This window comes from Reinekea sp. G2M2-21 (assembly GCF_015687175.1).
Taxonomy (GTDB): domain Bacteria; phylum Pseudomonadota; class Gammaproteobacteria; order Pseudomonadales; family Natronospirillaceae; genus Reinekea.
Genome location: NZ_JADPQG010000001.1, coordinates 1,614,206 through 1,632,808, shown reverse-complemented (window position 1 = coordinate 1,632,808; position 18,603 = coordinate 1,614,206). Strand labels below are relative to the sequence as shown.

At 48.3% G+C, this 18,603-nt stretch carries 13 protein-coding genes and 2 tRNA genes; 10 read left to right on the top strand and 5 right to left on the bottom strand.

Annotation, left to right across the window (positions count from 1 at the left end; translation table 11 throughout):
- Positions 1–3: 3 nt before the first annotated feature.
- The gene (locus IYN85_RS07460; RefSeq protein ID WP_196158513.1) at positions 4–885 is read right to left on the bottom strand and encodes a carbohydrate ABC transporter permease; all 882 of its coding nucleotides are present in this window, start codon (positions 883–885) and stop codon (positions 4–6) included.
- 222 nt (positions 886–1,107) lie between these two features.
- Between IYN85_RS07460 and glpK the strand changes: the two genes are divergently transcribed.
- Together glpK and IYN85_RS07450 are read left to right on the top strand one after the other, a co-directional pair.
- Entirely contained in the window at positions 1,108–2,592 is a 1,485-nt protein-coding gene (gene glpK, locus IYN85_RS07455) for a glycerol kinase GlpK (protein WP_196158181.1), read from the top strand.
- 137 nt (positions 2,593–2,729) lie between these two features.
- Positions 2,730–4,772, top strand: coding sequence for a methyl-accepting chemotaxis protein (locus tag IYN85_RS07450; RefSeq protein ID WP_196158180.1), 2,043 nt, complete (start codon positions 2,730–2,732; stop codon positions 4,770–4,772).
- A 135-nt stretch (positions 4,773–4,907) separates the two neighbouring features.
- On the opposite strand, the gene IYN85_RS07445 is transcribed toward IYN85_RS07450, so the two are convergent.
- Positions 4,908–5,387 carry a dCMP deaminase family protein gene (locus IYN85_RS07445; RefSeq protein WP_196158179.1) on the bottom strand — a complete coding sequence of 160 codons (480 nt, stop codon included), beginning with the start codon at positions 5,385–5,387 and terminating at the stop codon, positions 4,908–4,910.
- 110 nt (positions 5,388–5,497) lie between these two features.
- On the opposite strand from IYN85_RS07445, the gene IYN85_RS25835 reads away from it, so the two are divergent.
- The gene (locus IYN85_RS25835; RefSeq protein ID WP_196158178.1) at positions 5,498–5,941 is read left to right on the top strand and encodes a cyclic nucleotide-binding domain-containing protein; all 444 of its coding nucleotides are present in this window, start codon (positions 5,498–5,500) and stop codon (positions 5,939–5,941) included.
- A gap of 512 nt (positions 5,942–6,453) precedes the next feature.
- Here the strand turns inward: IYN85_RS25835 and IYN85_RS07435 are convergent.
- Together IYN85_RS07435 and IYN85_RS07430 are read right to left on the bottom strand one after the other, a co-directional pair.
- A tRNA-Glu gene (locus IYN85_RS07435) sits at positions 6,454–6,529 on the bottom strand.
- A gap of 87 nt (positions 6,530–6,616) precedes the next feature.
- Positions 6,617–6,692, bottom strand: a tRNA-Glu gene (locus tag IYN85_RS07430).
- Positions 6,693–6,875: 183 nt separating this feature from the next.
- Here IYN85_RS07430 and IYN85_RS07425 point away from each other — a divergent pair.
- Together IYN85_RS07425 and IYN85_RS07420 are read left to right on the top strand one after the other, a co-directional pair.
- Complete coding sequence (locus tag IYN85_RS07425; RefSeq protein ID WP_196158177.1) at positions 6,876–8,186, top strand: M48 family metalloprotease; 1,311 nt, start codon at positions 6,876–6,878, stop codon at positions 8,184–8,186.
- Positions 8,168–8,572, top strand: coding sequence for a YbaN family protein (locus IYN85_RS07420; RefSeq protein ID WP_370592165.1), 405 nt, complete (start codon positions 8,168–8,170; stop codon positions 8,570–8,572). Before IYN85_RS07425 ends, IYN85_RS07420 begins: the two co-directional genes overlap by 19 nt.
- On the opposite strand, the gene IYN85_RS07415 is transcribed toward IYN85_RS07420, so the two are convergent.
- Positions 8,554–9,474: an OmpA family protein gene (locus IYN85_RS07415; RefSeq protein WP_196158175.1), complete on the bottom strand. Its 921-nt coding sequence runs from the start codon at positions 9,472–9,474 to the stop codon at positions 8,554–8,556. The two genes, IYN85_RS07420 and IYN85_RS07415, sit on opposite strands and share 19 nt — an antisense overlap.
- 266 nt (positions 9,475–9,740) lie before the next feature.
- On the opposite strand from IYN85_RS07415, the gene IYN85_RS07410 reads away from it, so the two are divergent.
- The 5 genes from IYN85_RS07410 to IYN85_RS07390 all read left to right on the top strand — a co-directional run bounded on the left by IYN85_RS07410 (position 9,741) and on the right by IYN85_RS07390 (position 18,585).
- Complete coding sequence (locus IYN85_RS07410) at positions 9,741–11,396, top strand: AMP-binding protein (protein ID WP_196158174.1); 1,656 nt, start codon at positions 9,741–9,743, stop codon at positions 11,394–11,396.
- A gap of 208 nt (positions 11,397–11,604) precedes the next feature.
- Positions 11,605–13,947 (top strand): glycoside hydrolase family 31 protein, encoded by a 2,343-nt coding sequence (locus IYN85_RS07405; RefSeq protein WP_196158173.1) that lies wholly within the window; start codon positions 11,605–11,607, stop codon positions 13,945–13,947.
- A 139-nt stretch (positions 13,948–14,086) separates the two neighbouring features.
- Positions 14,087–16,306, top strand: coding sequence for a flagellar biosynthesis protein FlhA (gene flhA / locus IYN85_RS07400; protein ID WP_196158172.1), 2,220 nt, complete (start codon positions 14,087–14,089; stop codon positions 16,304–16,306).
- Positions 16,307–16,317: 11 nt separating this feature from the next.
- Positions 16,318–17,652, top strand: coding sequence for a flagellar biosynthesis protein FlhF (gene flhF / locus IYN85_RS07395; protein WP_196158171.1), 1,335 nt, complete (start codon positions 16,318–16,320; stop codon positions 17,650–17,652).
- 108 nt (positions 17,653–17,760) lie between these two features.
- Entirely contained in the window at positions 17,761–18,585 is an 825-nt protein-coding gene (locus tag IYN85_RS07390) for a MinD/ParA family protein (RefSeq protein WP_196158170.1), read from the top strand.
- Positions 18,586–18,603: the final 18 nt, after the last annotated feature.

Here is an 18,603-nt window from a genome sequence, read left to right as displayed (position 1 = left end):
TGATCAACCTCGCTCATCTTTCAGCATTCGCCACAGGAAGAAGGCGATATAAATCAACATAATCAGGAACAGTACGGTCGCGATCGCAGCGCCATAACCCATGCGGTAGTTAAATATGGCCTGTTCGTACATGAAAAACGCCAACACGGAAGAACTGCCATAAGGACCACCGGCAGTCATCGATGCCACGAGGTCGAACGAGCGCAATGCGCCAATAACCGTCACTACAATTGCAATGAATGTGGCTGGTCTGAGCTGTGGAAGAATGACATTCCACAGCATTGTCCAACCCTTTGCGCCATCCATCTTTGCAGCTTCAATCTGCTCAGGGTTAAGGTTATTCAAGCCGGTTAGGAACAGAATCATCGTGTAGGCCACTTGCGGCCACAGGCCTGCCGCGATAATGCCGTACGTGACCAGGGTTTCATCGGCCAACACGGGCATGGGACCCAGACCGAATAACGCCAAAATATCCTGCAGAAGACCGTAACCAGGATCGTAAAACCACGCGAAAACAATCCCGACAATGACTTGCGAGATGACAAACGGAAAGAAAAACAAAGATTTAACGGCCCGAATACCTAACACCTGTTGATTCAGAAATAACGCGATGCCTAAACCGAAGGGTACAGCCAGCATGTAAAAAATTAACCAAAGGAAGTTGTTGGTCAGGCTGGTCCAGAACTGCGGGTCATAATAAAGATCGACGTAATTCTGAAATCCTATGAAAACCTTCTCACCAATGCCGTCCCATTGATAAAAACTCATGAGGATAGACTGGATGATCGGGTAGAGGACATAGACCGCAAAAAAAATCATTGCGGGGGCCATGAAGAGCCATGGTGTGGCTTTATCAGACATGTTTTGCGTGTTGTTTGACTGCATTGTGCTGGCCTTTTTATTGTTGGCATTGCGTAGGCTTTGGTTCATTATGGATAGCCTTGGTAACGTTTTCAAGAATTTCTTCAAAAAGATTTTTATCAGCCTGTTTGCGTGGGTCGGATCCATCACGATCGGAGATTCGGCCATTCGACGTTTGTCGAACAGGGCAGGCAGGTAGTAACCTATCGGGAAATTTAGAAAAAAATAAGAAAATGGAGCGCACGAATGACTCAAATGATTCTCGCTATTGATCAGGGAACCACCAGTTCCCGGGCGATTCTGTTCGATCTCAGTGGTAAAACAGTCGCAAGCGAACAGCAGGAATTCAGACAGATATTCCCCAAAAATGGTTGGGTTGAACACGATCCGGAAGATATCTGGTCAAGCACTCTTTCGGTGTGTCGTAAGGTTCTTGAACGGGTAGATAAAAACGACGTCATTGGCATTGGTATTACCAATCAGCGTGAAACCACGATTGTCTGGGATAAGCAGACTGGGAAGCCAATTTATAATGCCATTGTCTGGCAGGATCGGCGTACTTCCGATTACTGTAAGCAGTTGAAAGCTCAGGGCATTGAGACGGTTGTCGCCGGTAAAACGGGATTGCTTTTGGACCCCTATTTCTCAGGGACCAAGGTGCGTTGGATTTTGGAAAATGTCCCCGGCGCGAGACATAAAGCCGAGCAGGGGCGTTTATTATTTGGCACCGTAGATAGTTTTTTATTGTGGCGCCTCACCGATGGAGAGCGACATGCGACGGATGCGACGAATGCATCCAGAACACTGTTATTTAACATCAATTCACAGCAATGGGACGATGAGCTTCTATATCAGTTTGATATCCCCAAAAATATGCTGCCTGAGGTCTTGGATTGCGCCGCCGATTTCGGCACGACAACATCTAAATGGTTTGGCAGGAGCTTGCCTATCGCCGGAATTGCCGGTGATCAACAGGCAGCCCTATTCGGACAGGCTTGTTTTGACCCAGGCATGATCAAGAGTACTTATGGAACCGGTTGTTTCATGATTGTGAATACGGGTCAGTCGCCTTTGCTTTCAGCAAACAAACTGCTGACCACGGTCGGGTATCGGCTAAATGGTGAAACCACCTATGCCTTGGAAGGCAGTATTTTTATGGCTGGTGCAACCATGCAGTGGCTGCGGGATGGTATTGGGTTGATTCAGCATGCGCGCGAGTCCAGCGATATGGCAGCCCAGACGGGGCCGGAGCAGGGCGTTTACCTGGTGCCGGCCTTTACCGGTTTAGGGGCGCCCTATTGGAACCCCAATGCCCGTGGCGCTATCGTGGGCATGACGCGCGATACAGGACCTGCTGCAATCGTAACGGCAGGATTGCAAAGTGTGGGTTACCAGACACGGGATCTTGTTGAAGCGATGCGCAAAGACGGAGTCGTTCAGCTTAAAGGTTTGCGCGTTGACGGCGGCATGGTGGTTAATGATTGGGCTATGCAGTTTTTGGCTGATATTCTGAATATTCGGGTGGATAGACCCGAAGTGACGGAAACAACTGCGTTAGGCGTTGCTTTTTTGGCAGGCTTGCAACTCGGCGTATACCCCTCTCTAGATACGCTGAAAGACATTTGGCGTTGTGAATCCCAATTCGAGTCCACAATGTCGACTATGGCTGCTGAGCGTCTCTATAGCGGATGGTGTAAGGCTGTTAAGGGTGTGCAGGCGATTGCGGAGTAAATCCTTCTTGTAAAGGCCTCTTCTTTTAAAAAAGATAAGGCCTTTTTTATTTTCTCAGCTAAAGTTTTAGTTAGTTTGGCAGCTATGTAGTACCAATAAGTTGTTGCTTTTTAAAACAAATTGAAGTGTGTTAGCCAATGAAAATAAATATAAGATTGACCGTCGCAAATCGCTTGTTTCTGGGCTTTACCGCCGTCAGTGTGGGTGTGCTTATCATCACTGTTGTCAGTTTGGCGTCCATGCGCAATATACAAAAGAGTATGGATTTTATTGTCAACGACGTATCTCCTGCCGAAAACGCATTAGCCGATCTGCAAATAGAATCGGTCAACTTATCTCGAATCGTGTCGCTTTACTTTAATGAGCGTGATGTCGATGAGCTGAGACAAATCCAGGCAGACTACCAAACGGCAAAAGAGGCCTATTCGCTATATGATCAAACGCTTCTCGATCGTATTGCGGAATTTCCACAATTGACAAATGCCGCTGATCAGTTGGTGACCATGTCCGCCGATATTGGCAGTCTTTTGGATAATATCGAAGGCAATATGAGTGCTTACGCGAAAAGCCTCGACTCCGTCCAGCAAATTGAAGCGAAGCGGCAGGAATTGGTCATACTCAATGAAGATTTGCGCCTTGCCTTAAAATTGTTTGTTGGCGACGCCTTTGACCCGAGTGCCAAAGAGCTGGCATATGAGACCAAAAGTTTGGTTGAGCGTGGTGGTAGTTTGGCACTGCAAATGACTTTTACGAGCAATCTGGCCGACTTTCAGGCTTCGCAAGAATTGTTTCGGGATTTTTCAGACAGCTACGGTTCTCTGGGATTTCGCATGCTCGGTTTTGCCCGTAACGACGCAGTTTTTAAAGAGAATATGCAGGAAGTTGCCAGTCTGACTTCTAAGTTGGTCGAGCTTGTGACAGTGGAAGGCGGTATTGGTGTTATTCAGAATCAATATCTGCAGCTACGGGCGTCGCTCACCACAAAGTTGGAAGAAATTCAGGACAGTCTGACTAATCATGTTAAGACGCTTAATGACATTGATGAGCAGTTTACGAAGGTTTCTGGCGACGCGTCCGTGACCGCTAATCATGATAGGGAGCAGGCGCAGTTAACCGTATTAATCTCGACAATAGTTGTCGTTCTGCTAAGTATTCTGATCAGCGTTTTGGTTGTGCGCTCCATTAAGAAACCTTTAAATGAGTTGCGCAGCTTTATACGCAAAGTCGGTCATGGTGACCTGACCTCTACAATTGGACACTACAGCGCAGATGAAATTGGCGACATCAGTCGAGCTATGGATCAGTTGGTGGTTGAATTGAAGGAAGTTGTGCTGGAAATAGCCGAGCAGACCTCACTGGTGAACCAGGTAAGCCAGCAAACCAGTCAGTTGTCTGACGACACTCAGGTCAAGTCAAAGCGACAGCAACATGAAATTGATTTGTCTGTGCAATCGATCGGTGAAATGACTGAGTCTATCAAGGAAGTTGCGCGAACGGCGGAACACACCAGTCAACACATGCAAGCCGGGGAAGTTGAGGCACAGTCCATTAATCAGGGCATATCTGCGACCGTTGAATCGATTGCGGATCTGAACAAAAAAATGCAAACCGCTGTAGATGTGATTCATGCGTTAGACAGTGGAGTCGTCAGTATTGAAAGTATCCTGGAGACTATACAAACCATTGCTGAGCAGACGAACCTGTTGGCTTTGAATGCTGCGATAGAAGCAGCTAGGGCAGGTGAGCAGGGGCGTGGATTTGCTGTTGTTGCCGATGAAGTTCGAACCTTAGCAACCCGAACTCAGGCGTCTACAGAAGAAATTCGAGAAAAAATTAGCGCTATTCAAAGACAGTCCACTCAGGCCGTTGAAACCATAACGCATTCGCAGCAATCCACGGCCAAGGTTGCGGAAACCGCGACGGGTGCTGGCGAAAAGTTTGTTGCTTTTATGTCGGATATCCGCGATTTGAGTACCGCCAACGTATCAATTGCTGCTGCCGCTGAGGAGCAGAGTGCCACGACTGAAGATATGAGTCGTATGATGAAGGCTATCGGCGAGTTGACACTCGAAACAACAAATATTACCCAGGAAGTAGCCAAAGGCATTCGGTCGCTAAATAGTGTCGCCAGCGATCTGGATAAGGCCGTTCATCGTTTCAAAACCGATGCAAAAAAATAGTCGTTCATGAGTGGGGCTAAGTACCTAAGGGAACCACCTCCTACCTAAGCCTCAGGTTCATTCGTGCCCATACGGAGAGCACGAATGGTTTTCCACTGGCTGTGATAAACACGTACTGGTTTAAATATCTGTCAGTTATTCCTGTTCCGGTGGTACTGATGTCGATGACAGTTCTTCGATATCATTGAGGGGCAGCCAGTGAACGGTAACGCCCGCTTGCCCGAGCATATCCTGACTGACTTTAATTTTGTCACCCCAGCGAGAGAGGAAGTCTTCGGATTGTTCAGGACAATGTACCGTAGCAATGCCAGTTTGAATGATTTTTGCGGCGCAGTTTGGGCAAGGAAAATGCGTTACCCAGATTTCGCATCCAGTCAAATCCCGTTTGGCAAACAGAATGGCATTCTCTTCTGCGTGTAAGGTTTTCAGCAATTTCATGTCGCGGTCATCGGTTTCGGCACTGTCGGAGATGCCGTGGGGATAGCCATTGAAGCCCAGCGAGACGATTCTATTGTGTTCGGTGATTACCGCGCCTACTCGAGTAGAAGGGTCTTTGCTCCAAGAGCCTACTAATTGTGCCATTTGATAAAAGCGTTTCGCCCATTTTGAAATCATGTTCCGGAATCCAATATCGTTTGGTGTCGCATTGTGGGATTGCGGCGTAAAAATCGCAACAAGAAAGAACTCGACTATGCTTTATTGCAGTTATCGTTTAAGGAAACAAAGTGAAGCGAACCCATCAACTCTCACCGGCCAAGCTCGTCAGCCTGATGACCAAAATTCCATTTTTTACCCGATTTACCAATACTGAGCTTGCGCAAATAACTGAATTTGCACAGATTTTTATCGCCGAACCTGGCGAACCTGTCATTGAGCGTGGTGCTCGGGATACGTGCTTTTACGTCATGTTAAGTGGTCATGCGGAGGTTCGTTTAGACAAGGATATCGCTCCGGTTGCTGAATTAAGTCCGGGGGATATTTTTGGCGAAATTGGATTTGTGCTGAATACCCCTCGAACCAGTTGGGTTTTGGCGCAGAATATGTGTGCATTGATGCGAATTGACCAGATGTTGATGAACAATCTGGATTTTTCGTCCCGTGACAAGATCAAAGATCAAATCATTGTAAAACTGGCAAAGACCATCGAAAACCTTAACGACATGACCTGATATTGGTTTTTACCTTTGAAATTATCAAAATCTTTTTCCCGTCTTCTGTAACGGAGGGTGCTCTCGCGTGCGTTCATTTAATCATTGTGCGGTGTCTGGGCAAAGTATGTCACGGAACAATGATTAATATAGGGATCTACATAGAAAAAAAAGAAAGTGGCATCCCGTAGGGGACTTGAACCCCTGTTACCGCTGTGCTGATGGGAATGGAGCGGTGTCTGGGCACCGTACGTCACGGAACAATGATTAATATAGAGAACTACATAGAAAAAAAGAAAGTGGCATCCCGTAGGGGACTCGAACCCCTGTTACCGCCGTGCGAATGGCAATGGTGCGGTGTCTGGACACCGTACGTCACGGAACAATAATTATGGTAAATTGAATAGAAAAAAATTGGCATCCCGTAGGGGACTCGAACCCCTGTTACCGCCGTGCGAATGGCAATGGTGCGGTGTCTGGACACCGTATGTCACGGAACAATAAATAAGGGAAATTGAATAGAAAAAAGAAAGTGGCATCCCGTAGGGGACTCGAACCCCTGTTACCGCCGTGAAAGGGCGGTGTCCTAGGCCACTAGACGAACGGGACGCAGATGCCAGTGACATGAGCGCTTGTGGTTTACAGCTGGCCTAGAGCTGATCACTAAACCTCAAGCAACACCTGTTAAGGCGTTAGTGGCATCCCGTAGGGGACTCGAACCCCTGTTACCGCCGTGAAAGGGCGGTGTCCTAGGCCACTAGACGAACGGGACACTGTGCTCATGTCGAGAGCGGGGCGCATGTTACCATTCAATATTTCGATTGCAATCATTTTTCAGAAAAAATCGAAAAATCAGTGCCTTAGCTAATTTTTTCGCCAATAATCTGGCTGTATCAGGCATCGCAACTGACGGACAATGTTCGCTATACTGCGGGGAAATTAATGAGAAGACAAAATGATGAATCGTCGTGATTTTCTTTGGTTGACCGGAATCGCCACCGGTTCCTTAACTGTGTCTGGTTTGATAAGTGGATGCGCCATCGATCCGGTGAGCGGAAAGGCTACTTTCTCATTGGTGAGTGAGGACCAGGAAATTGCCCTAGACAAACAGCAGAGCCCACATCAGTTCTCTGCGGATTATGGTTCACATACAGATGCTCGTTTAAACAGCTATATCACCAGTGTTGGCAAGGCGATAGCCAACACCAGCCATCGTGCTCATATGCCATACAATTATCGCGTCATTGATGCCAACCATGTGAACGCCTATACCTTCCCAGCAGGCAGTATGGGGGTTACCAGAGGTATCTTAGTTGAGTTGGAATCTGAAGCGGAGCTGGCGGCTCTGCTTGGTCATGAAATAGGTCATGTTAATGCGCGTCATGCTTCCGAGCGAGCCACCAAGGGGTTGTTGGCACAAGCAGCGGTTGGTCTGGCCAGTACTGCTGTTGGCGATGCTCAGGCGCAGCAAATCGTCGCGGGTGTGGGCATGATGAGTGCCACGGCACTGTTGGCGAAATACAGTCGTGATAATGAAAGAGAAGCAGACTCTTTGGGTATGGAATATGCCGTTAATGCCGGTGCCAACCCAAAGGGGATGGTAAGCCTGATGACCATGTTGAATCGCTTACACGATGCCAAACCCAGTGCGTTGGATATCATGTTTTCCAGTCACCCCATGAGTGATGAGCGGTTAATTAATGCCAATACGCAAATGAACGCGTCGTATCGGACGCAAATGTCTCGGAATCTGGGGCGGGAACGTTACATGGATTACACCCGCGCGCTGCGTAGTCAGAAAGCGATGATCAAAGCATTGGCGAATGCAGACCTCGCCCTATCTGCCGGAGATTTTACTGGCGCAGAAGCGGAACTGGCCCAAGCGAAAAAACTTAACGACAGTGACTATGCACTTTGGGTTATCTCTGCGAAATTGAATATGGCCAAGGAGCGCAATAACATCGCTATTGCGGATTTGAACAAAGCACAGTCTCTAAAGCCGGGCGAACATCTGCCCAAATATATGCTCGGCGTGAATTACCTGGAAGAGCAACAACCGGAACAAGCATTGAACCTCTTTCAACAATATCGTCAGTTATTGCCAGGAAATCCATTGGTCGATTTCTTTGTCGGATACAGTTATGAACAAATGGAAGAGCGAACGAATGCTGCAACAGCGTACAGATTATATTTGCAGCAAGTGCAACAGGGGCAGCAAGCCGAACATGCCTACAGTCGATTGAAAGAATGGGGCCTTATGGTATGAACCGAATAAGTCATGCGCTGGTTTTTTCAGCGGGCTGGCTCTGTTTTGGATTGGGTGCCGTTGGTGTCGTGTTGCCAGTTTTGCCAACGACACCATTTATGCTGTTAGCTGCTGCTTGTTTCGCAAAAACCTCGCCGAGATTCCATCGTTGGTTGTTGGCAAACCAAATTTTCGGACCGCTGATAAAAAACTGGCAAGAAGAGCGTTTCATAACGGCGGTTGCAAAAAGGCGTGCTCTAATGATCGTCGCAGTGACGTTTGGTCTATCCATCTGGATGGTTGATGTCTCGGCTCTACGTATCATGTTAGTGTGTTTTTGGTTCACCTGTAGTTTTTTCATCGCTCGACTCTCCACCGTTCCAGCTTCTCAGCGAACAATACCGTGAAAACGGATTTCAATGCGACGATTCAGCGACCAGGCCTCTGCGTTGGCTTGATCTCTGACCGGTTGATTCGATGCTTTACCGGCGGCGATCAGCTGACTTTCATTCACCCCAAGTTCGATTAATTGCACCACTATTTTACTGGCACGCACGGAACTTAATTCCCAGTTGGTGGGATACCGTTCTGCCAAGTCAGAAACGATCGGCCGGGCATCTGAATGACCGACGACAGTGACATCGATAGACGGGTATTGCTTGACCTGATCAGCGATGAGCTGCAACAGGGGTTCAGCATCTTCTGAGAAATTAAGAAAACTGTCTTTAAAGATGTATTCCAAAGGAACGTTTAATGTAAGGTCGCCACTCGCTGTTTGCGTTACCGCAAGCTCGTTATATTTTTCCGAGAGAGCGTTTGTTAGCTCAGCGCTTATCTGTGAAATGGTGTTATTGGTTTGGCTGTCTGACACGGTCGCCTTTAATGACCGTTGTTGATTGCGAATGGTGATATTTGCTTCTTCCAATTGCCGTTTTTGATCGGCCAATTGCTGCACTAGCGTTTGTATTTTATTTTGCGCTGCCGTTAATTGTTGGCGAGTCTGATCGGCGGTGTCTACCGTATTAAGATACTGCTGGTTCAGTGTCATGAACTCGACCTGCAAATCATTGATGATCTCTGCCAGCTCAGATTGCTGGCCATTCATCTGTTCCAGTCGCTGAATCTGATCACTCTTCAGCTCTTTGTTGCTAGCTAACTCAAGGGTGAGGGACTGGATCTCAAGCTGTTGCTGGTCATACTCGGCTTTCATTGCCGACTGGTCTGTGAAAAACCAGATATTTGCACCCAGCGAAGCGACCAGCGTCGTAGACGTGAAAATTATTATTTGAGTGGCAGTTAAGCGGCTCAATTTGCTCATTACCCGATTGTGAATGTAAAAGCACAGTATGAACTTAATCCGGTAATACACAAGAAGCAAAAAAAATACCCGTACTTAGGTCCGCAATGTCATAAGTTTGTAGATTTGTTCGGTTTGTATTGCACGTTGTGGTTTTTTTTGCTGAAGTTAGAAAGAACTCAGCTACTGCAAACAGAGGCAGCAATTTGTTGCTTATAAGCTCGAACTGACATGTCTTTGTTTGCCACAAACACAACAATAACAAAATGGAATGAACTATGACTTATCCAACGCCCCTTGAGATGTTGCTTCGCTTCAGTCAGCGCCACCCGGATAAACCCTTTTTACATCAACCCGTTAACCGGACCCTGAGAATAACCACGTGGGGACAGGCGGAACAGAATGCGCGGAAAATTGCGACTGGATTGGTGTCACTTGGATTGAAAAAAGGAGACAAGGTCGCCATCGTTGCCAAGAATTCCTCGGAGTGGTTTATTAACGATTGGGCCATCATGATGGCAGGCATGATCAGTGTTCCTATCTACGCCACAGCGGGCGAAGCCACGTTACGTTATATTCTGGAACACAGTGAAGCCAAGGCGGTATTTGTTGGAAAACTGGATGACAAAGCAGCGGCACAATCGGTTTTGGATGGCCAGATACCGGTCATTGCCTATCCTTATGATACTATCAGCGCGCAACATCAGTGGTCGCAATGGCTGGAACAATATGAGCCCATGGAGCATATCTATGCGCCAACGCTCGACGAAACCATGAGTATTGTTTACACCTCTGGCAGTACCGGAAATCCAAAAGGGGTTGTCTTAACCTACCGAAATTACGCCTCGGCGAGTGATGCTCACAGTAAGAGCTTCAAGGTAACCGGCGAAGATCGTCTGATCTCATACCTGCCATTGGCCCACATTACCGAGCGAGGTGTTATCGAAGGACCGGGTTTATACGGTGGCGCTTCATTCTACTTTGTTGAATCTTTGGATACCTTTGTTGATGACTTGAAAGTCGCCCGACCCACTTTGTTTGTGTCTGTTCCGCGATTATGGACTCGCTTTCAAACCGGTGTTTTCGAGAAACTTCCGGCCAAAAAATTGACCAAAATTTTACGTATTCCCGTTCTGGGTGGTTTGATTGCACGGAAAATCCGCAAAGGTCTGGGTATAGACTCTGCACGTTTGTATGGATCGGGTTCTGCACCGATTTCACCAAGTATTTTGCAATGGTATCGAACAATCGGTATTGATATCTGTGAAGGTTGGGGCATGTCAGAGACGACCGGGCTGTCGTGCACTAATATGCCATTTCGGGCCGACCTAATCGGCACGATCGGCTTACCTTGTGCTTGTGTCGAAATGAAACTGTCTGATGAGGGTGAAATTCTGATTCGTGGTGATGCCGTGTTTAAGCAGTACTATAAAAATGTGGAAGCCACAGAAGCCAGTTTTGTCGAAGGATGGTTCCGTACTGGCGACAAGGCCCAATTGTTGAGTAACGGTGCGTTCAAAATCATCGGCCGCGTCAAAGAAGAATTCAAAACCGGCAAGGGTAAGTATGTGGCGCCGGTACCGATCGAATCGGCATTAGCATCCAATCCAGATATCGAACAGATTTGTGTGATGGGGTCTGGTCGTAAACAGCCCGTCGCCGTGGTAGTGCTGGCAGAGCATTTGATTCATGGTGATCGTGAACTGTTGCGTCCCGGGCTGAAAGAAACGTTGGATCAGGTTAATGCCCAACTAGAAAGTCACCAGAAATTGGATTGTCTGATTGTCGCATCTGATCAGTGGACTATCGAAAATGAGTTTTTGACGCCTACGTTGAAAATCCGCCGTAATCTACTGGAGGATCGTTACAACAAAATTGCCCAGGCGGCTGAATCCAGTGCGGTCATCTGGGAAGATGAGGTCTCAGTCCATTAAATAGGGGCCAGAGCACCAACAGCGTGTCAAAAATGCTTCTAATGTGTACCCCAATGCCTGCTCAGCCAGGCATTGGGGTTTTACAGCCATCTCAACCCCCAGCCTAACTCAACTTTTCGCAATCAACCTGTTCTGAGATTCCGCCTGTGTCAATTTCCGGTTCGTCGTTACGATAGTGACCAATAAAAAAAACAATGAATGGAACCTTATGACGGACCTCGATACGCAGTCTAGTCTAGCCGTGCAACCTGAATTGGTTTTAGGGCAAGGCCGACCCAAGCAAACCCGAATTGAAAACTATGGTGTACCGATAACCGGCGCTCAATTTGCTCGGGTTCAACACGAAAGCCATCCGGTACTTGTCAGCCAGATGGGACCCTACGTTATGAGGGTTTGTACCGGCATTCCTCTTGGGTCATCCTTTGCGGTGTTGCCGGATCAATTGCCGGTCATGCCCGCGAACGCTTTGAATCAGATTGAGTGGTCTTGGTTGCCAGGGGCCCAATGGCAAGTGGCTATTCATCGACATGGTCAAGGTATTGGCACCTCACGCGGCCTGTATTGCGATGAGGCGGGTTGGAGTCATTTGTATTTGAAGCTGCCCGATCAATGGCCTGTCTATGGATTAGGCGAGAAAACAGGTGAATTAAATAAGCAGGGAAGACGATGGTCATTCTGGAATTCCGACGTATTCGAACCACATACTGACGCCAATGATGAACTGTACCAGTCCATTCCGTTTATGGTTGTATCGACTGATCAAGGGTGGATGGGCTTGTTTGTGGATAACCCCGGACGGGTTGTACTGGATTTGAGTTTGACTGATGAGTTGTGTATCAGTGTTCAAGCAGGTGCCATCGATCTTTATATATTTTCGGGTGAAAAGATATCTGATGTACTTGACGGCTATACACGGTTAACGGGCCGTCCGTATTTACCGCCCAAATGGGCGTTGGGGTACCATCAATCGCGCCACTCTTACGAAACAGAGCAGCAAGTCCGCGACGTCGTTCAGGGGTTCATCCAGCATGACATGCCGGTGGATGCTATTTATCTCGATATCATGTACATGGATGGATACCGGGTCTTCACCTTCCACCCTGAGCATTTTCAGAAAGCGCCGGAACTCGTCGACGATTTGTTGACGCAGGGTGTTCGTCTGGTCCCAATTGTCGATCCTGGCGTTAAAGTTGACCCTGAGTATCGGATTTATCAGCAGGGCGTCAGTGCCGATTATTTTACGCATTCGGCACAAGGGGATGTCTGGAAAGGCCAAGTTTGGCCCGGTGAATCGGCGTGGCCAGATTTTTATCAGTCTGACGTCCGCAAGTGGTGGAAAGAGTTGCATCGTTATTTCACCGATATGGGCGTTCAGGGTATCTGGAACGACATGAATGAGCCAGCCGTGTTTAATGAGCGGATGACGATCGATGCTGACGCGACTCACCTGTACGATGGTTTTCGGGTAGAGCACGAGGCCGTTCATAACGCTTATGGCCTGTTAATGTCGGAAGCTACCCAGCAAGCCATCATTGAACAGTGCGGCCAGCGACCTTTTGTTTTGACTCGGGCCGGCTACGCGGGCATTCAGCGCTGTGCCACGGTATGGACAGGTGATAACCGTTCATCTTGGGAGCATCTCCGTCTGAGTGTACCAATGTTGCTGAATCTGGGGCTGTCTGGCGTTGCGTTTGCCGGAGTTGATATTGGCGGGTTTATGAATGACACCCGCCCGGAATTATTCACCCGATGGATGCAATTAGGGGTCTTCTATCCATTCATGCGTAATCATTGCTCTATTAGTCAGGTAGCCCAGGAGCCCTGGTCGTTTGGCGATAATTGGACGCCAGCGATACGCACTGCGATGCATCGTCGCTACAAAATGTTACCGTACTTGTATCAGCTAATGCGGGACGCACATGAAGTTGGGGTTCCAGTGATGCGGCCCATGTTATGGGCGGACGACAAGGTATCTGAATGCCATAATGCCAATGATCAATTCTTTGTTGGTGATAATTTTCTCGTCGCACCCATCGTCTCGCCAGGAACCAGCGCGCGAGCAGTTTGGTTGCCGAAGGGTCGCTGGTTGAGTGTTTACAGTGATCAACACTTTGACGGGCTGCAATACGTTCTGGCGGAAACGGGTATTGATGATATTCCAGTATTTTTGCGCACTGGAGCCATCGTGCCGTTGGCGCCTTATCGACATTCCACCGCTAAACCTTTAAAAGAATTGCGACTGTTGATTGTTGCGGGCGAAATCGACAATCGGATTCTGTATCGGGATGACGATGGTCTAACAGCCGACCCAATGAAAAACCGCTACGCTCGGTTATCGTTTGGCTATCACTGTCTGGATAAGCAAATTGAGTGTCATGTTTCACTGGATCGCTCTCATTATCGGCCCCAATGGCAGCAAATTGTCATTGGTGTTCCTCTCGCTTGGCGGGGAAAGAAAATGTTACTGAACGGTGAGGTCTTTGACGGTAAATCAACGATAGACGGTTTGCGTTGCAAACTCGAATACGTCAAACCGTCACAGTGGTTATAGTCCAACCAGCAAGGCTTCATCAAAGGGCTGGTCATTTTTTGTTAGTAGAGGTTAGCGTTGAAGTGTGAGGTTTCGTTGAATTTGGCCTGATCTTTGCGATGTCTCAGTTAATTCCTTGCAGTTGACTGAAATTTGACGAATGGCTATTTTCGATAATGTTCGTAATGCTGGCGCCCACATCCGCAATGTAGACGGCCAGGCAGTTTTTAAGAATACACGTCACGGCGCCCAGTTAGCCGGTCAGCGGTTGCTGGGCGTTCCTATCCTGTTATTAATGTTATTGGGTCTGATGACCTTACCCGTGCCGACATTAATTTTGGATACCTTTTTTACCTTCAATATTGCCTTATCTATCGTAGTTCTGTTGGTCACAATTTATGTTTTGCGGCCACTCGACTTCGCTGTCTTTCCCAGCATCATTCTGGTTGCAACTCTGATGCGGTTGTCTTTAAACGTTGCTTCTACCCGTGTCGTTCTGATGTACGGGCACGAGGGCGGTGACGCTGCTGGAAAGGTGATTGAATCCTTTGGTGAAGTGCTGATTGGTGGTAACTACGCGGTCGGGTTGGTTGTTTTCGCGATTCTGATGATCATTAACTTTGTGGTAGTGACTAAAGGTGCCGGGCGGGTATCTGAAGTCAGTGCTCGTTTTACGCTGGATGCCATGCCCGGCAAACAAATGGCTATTGATGCCGATCTGAACGCAGGATTGATCGACGCCGATACTGCAAAAGCCAGGCGTGCCGAGATTGCGCAGGAAGCTGATTTTTATGGCTCTATGGACGGTGCGTCAAAGTTTGTTCGTGGTGACGCCGTCGCCGGTATTCTGATTCTGGTCATTAATATCGTGGGCGGCCTGCTGATTGGCATCATGCAGCACAACCTTGAGTTTAATGACGCGGTACAGAAATACGCTTTATTAACCATCGGTGACGGTCTGGTAGCGCAGATCCCTTCGTTATTGCTATCGGTTGCGGCCGCCATCATGGTGACCCGAAACAGTAGCAGTGAAGAGATGGGCGACCAGATTTTAACGCAGATGTTTTCCACTCCCCGGGCTCTGGGTATTACCTCATTTGTGTTGTTTGTTATGGGTATTTTGCCCGGCATGCCTCACTTTGTGTTTTTGAGTTTGGCTTTTATTTCTGCCGCAGGCGCGTTGTGGATTGTCTTGAAAGAACGGACCGATGCCGGCGAGACATTGTTGCCGATGAAAACCGCTAACGCACTTTCAGGTCCTACACGTCCGGGCGCTAAAAAACTCGAAGGACCGCCGCCAATTTCCGATGTACCTCAAGAGACAAAAGAGCTTAGCTGGGATGATGTGCAGCCGGTTGATGTTATTGGTCTTGAGGTGGGTTATAGACTCATACCGCTCGTGGACCGTTCACAGGGTGGGCAATTGCTGGGTCGCATAAAAGGCATCCGTAAAAAGTTATCCCAGGAATTGGGATTTCTGGTGCCATCTATTCATATCCGGGACAATCTTGATTTAATGCCCAACGCTTATCAGTTGACCTTAATGGGCGTCGCAGTAGCGGATGGGGAGATTTACCCCGACCGAGAGTTGGCTATAAATCCAGGGCAGGTCTTTGGGCCGTTGGATGGTGTTAAAACAGTAGATCCCGCCTTTGGCCTGGAGGCCACCTGGATCGTAGCAGGTGAGAAAGACAGAGCTCAAACGTTGGGATATACCGTGGTTGACGCGAGTACTGTTGTGGCGACGCACGTGAACCACGTGTTGTCTCAACACGCTTATGAACTGCTCGGACACGAGGAAGTGCAGCAAATGCTCGACTTGTTGAGTAAGAACTCTCCTAAGTTAGCGGAAGAGTTAGTGCCGACCTCGTTGTCTTTAAGTCAATTACTGAAAGTGCTACAAAACCTGTTAATTGAACAGGTACCAATCCGCGACATGCGAACCATTGCAGAATCGATTACCAATCAGCAACCCAAGACTCAGGATATCGGCGTGTTAACGAATGCCGCGCGTATGGGTCTTGCCCGCTTGATTATTCAGAGCATTGTCGGCAACGAGAAAGAAATCCCGGTGGTGACACTGGATCGTGCTCTGGAACAGTTATTGCAGAAGACAGTTCAACAGGCAGGTGCTGATGGAAATCTTGACAGTATTGCGCTGGAACCGGGAATGGCTGAACGATTGCAGAACTCATTGACCGAGATGGTTCAGAAACTCGACAGTGAAGGTAAGCCAGCCATATTACTGGTTTCCGCATCGTTACGGATGCTGCTGGCGCGATTTGTCCGACATGGGGTTCCCAATTTGAAAGTACTGAGTTTCCAGGAAATACCCGATAACAAACACATCACGATTGTCGGGACCGTTGGCGGTCAATGAGGAATGAATTGATGAAAATAAAACGATTTACTGCCGCAAATATGCAGGCCGGTTTGAAAACCATCAGCGAAACCCTGGGGCCTGAAGCGGTTATTTTGTCGAACCGGCGTTTGGCCAATGGCCTGGAAATTGTCGCGGGTGTCGATGAGCAGGAATTCTCAATACATCAGCAAAATCAGCCGCCCAAAAATGATTCAGACATTATTAAGGTGAATCCTCAGTTAACGGAGTCGCTTGATAAAGAAACAATGCAGCAATTATTCAGCGTGATGTCGGATAAAAATAAATCCGCCTTTGATGACGTAAAAACGCCCGTGAAAATGTCGGTGGCTCCAACGCATTCCAGAAAGACAGAGAACAGTCGATCGCCTCAGGTTCTGGCAGAGGAAACCCGTCACACATCGCGATTCGAGCAATCTGAACCCGTGGAGCAGGCAACGAGAATGGCTGAAGCAGATATTGCGCTGCTGCGTCGGGAAATTGACAGTCTAAAGGATTTGCTTAAAGAACAAACAGATCAATTACGGGAACCCGTCACTGCACCAACAATGACGCCACAATATGAACGGCTCGAAGCACGATTACAAACCCTGGGATTCGGCGGTTCGTTGATCCGCAAAATCTTAGCGAATTACGACCGCGAAGACTCCTTAGATCAGAACTGGCGCAGGATGATGGGAAGGCTGGCTTCCGCGTTGCCGGTTCCGCTGTATGAACCGTTATCGACCGGAGGCGTGTTTGCCTTAACAGGACCAACAGGGGCGGGAAAAACCACCACGATTGCGAAACTTGCGGCTCATGCGGTGAAAGACTACGGTGTTGATTCTGTCGCAATTGTCTCGATGGACTGGTATCAGGTAGGCGGACAGGAAATTCTGAAATCTGTCTCTGACATACTGGGTGTTTCGTTTAAGGCCATGCGCGAAAAAGATTCATTATCGAAGGTATTACAGTCGTTTAAGGGTAAGCGGTTGGTGTTGATTGACACCAGTGGCAGTAGCGAAGCACTGGCCAACTGGAATCAGATCATGAGTTTCGGTGAGCTTGTCAATCGTGTGCAGACGCTGTTGGTATTGCCCGCCACCATGTTGAACTCCGCCGTGAACCAGTTTATTGCGTTGCATAAAAATCCTGTGTTTACAGGGACGATTGTGTCAAAACTGGACGAATCATCTTGTTTTGGCGGGGTTCTTGAGCCAGTCATGAAGCACCGATGGCCATTGTGGTACTGCACCACCGGGCAAAGCATTCCACAGGATATAGAAGTCGCCGACGCGAGAAAGTTGATACAGCGACTGGTTAAAGGGCTGACACATGAGCCAGCCGCATTGGCATCGGCGAGTTGATCATCGGTCGAATGACCGTCAAAAACCTCGTTTAACGACTTTCTTCATCATGAGACGGCATTTTTCGAAGGCTGATCTATACTGATTGGAATTGAAGGAAAATAGGTAATGAATAGATTGAATCCAGTACAGGTCGTCGCAGTCACCGGCGGTAAAGGTGGCGTAGGAAAAAGCAATGTATCCGTCAACCTGGCCATCGCATTGGCAGAACAGGGGAAGCGCGTTGTGCTGTTGGACGCGGATCTGGGGCTGGCGAACCTCGATATTTTGCTCGGACTTTCCGTCAACCGAAATATCAGTGATGTATTAAATGGTGATGCACGGTTGTCTGACGTGATGGTCGATGGACCTGCTGGCATCAAAATCATTCCGGCTTCATCCGGCACGCAGCACATGGCCAACTTGGGTGAGCTTGAGCACGCTGGCATTATCACGGCGTTTAGTGAATTAGCCGATTATATGGATGTGTTGATTGTCGACACGGCAGCGGGCATCTCCAAGACGGTGACCAGTTTTGTGCGGGCAACACAGGAAGCTCTAGTTGTTGTGACCGATGAACCAACTTCTATTACCGACGCCTATGCTCTCATTAAAGTGTTGAACCGGGATTGCCGCATGAACCGCTTTCGGGTGGTGGCAAATATGGTGAAAACGCCCAAAGAAGGGCAATTGTTATTCAATAAACTGGCCAAAGTGACGGATCGTTTTCTGGACGTCACTCTGCATTACTGTGGCTCAATTCCCATGGATGAGTCTGTACGCAAAGCGGTTCAGCGCCAGAAAGCGGTGTTAGAAGCCTACCCTAGATCGAAAGCGGCGGTTGCTTACCGTACCTTGGCGCAGCGGGTCGCGACATGGCCTTTGCCGAGTACACCTAAAGGCAATCTGGAATTTTTTGTGGAGCGACTCATTCAGGGTGCCGGGGCAGCTTGAAATGTCAGTGCAGAATTA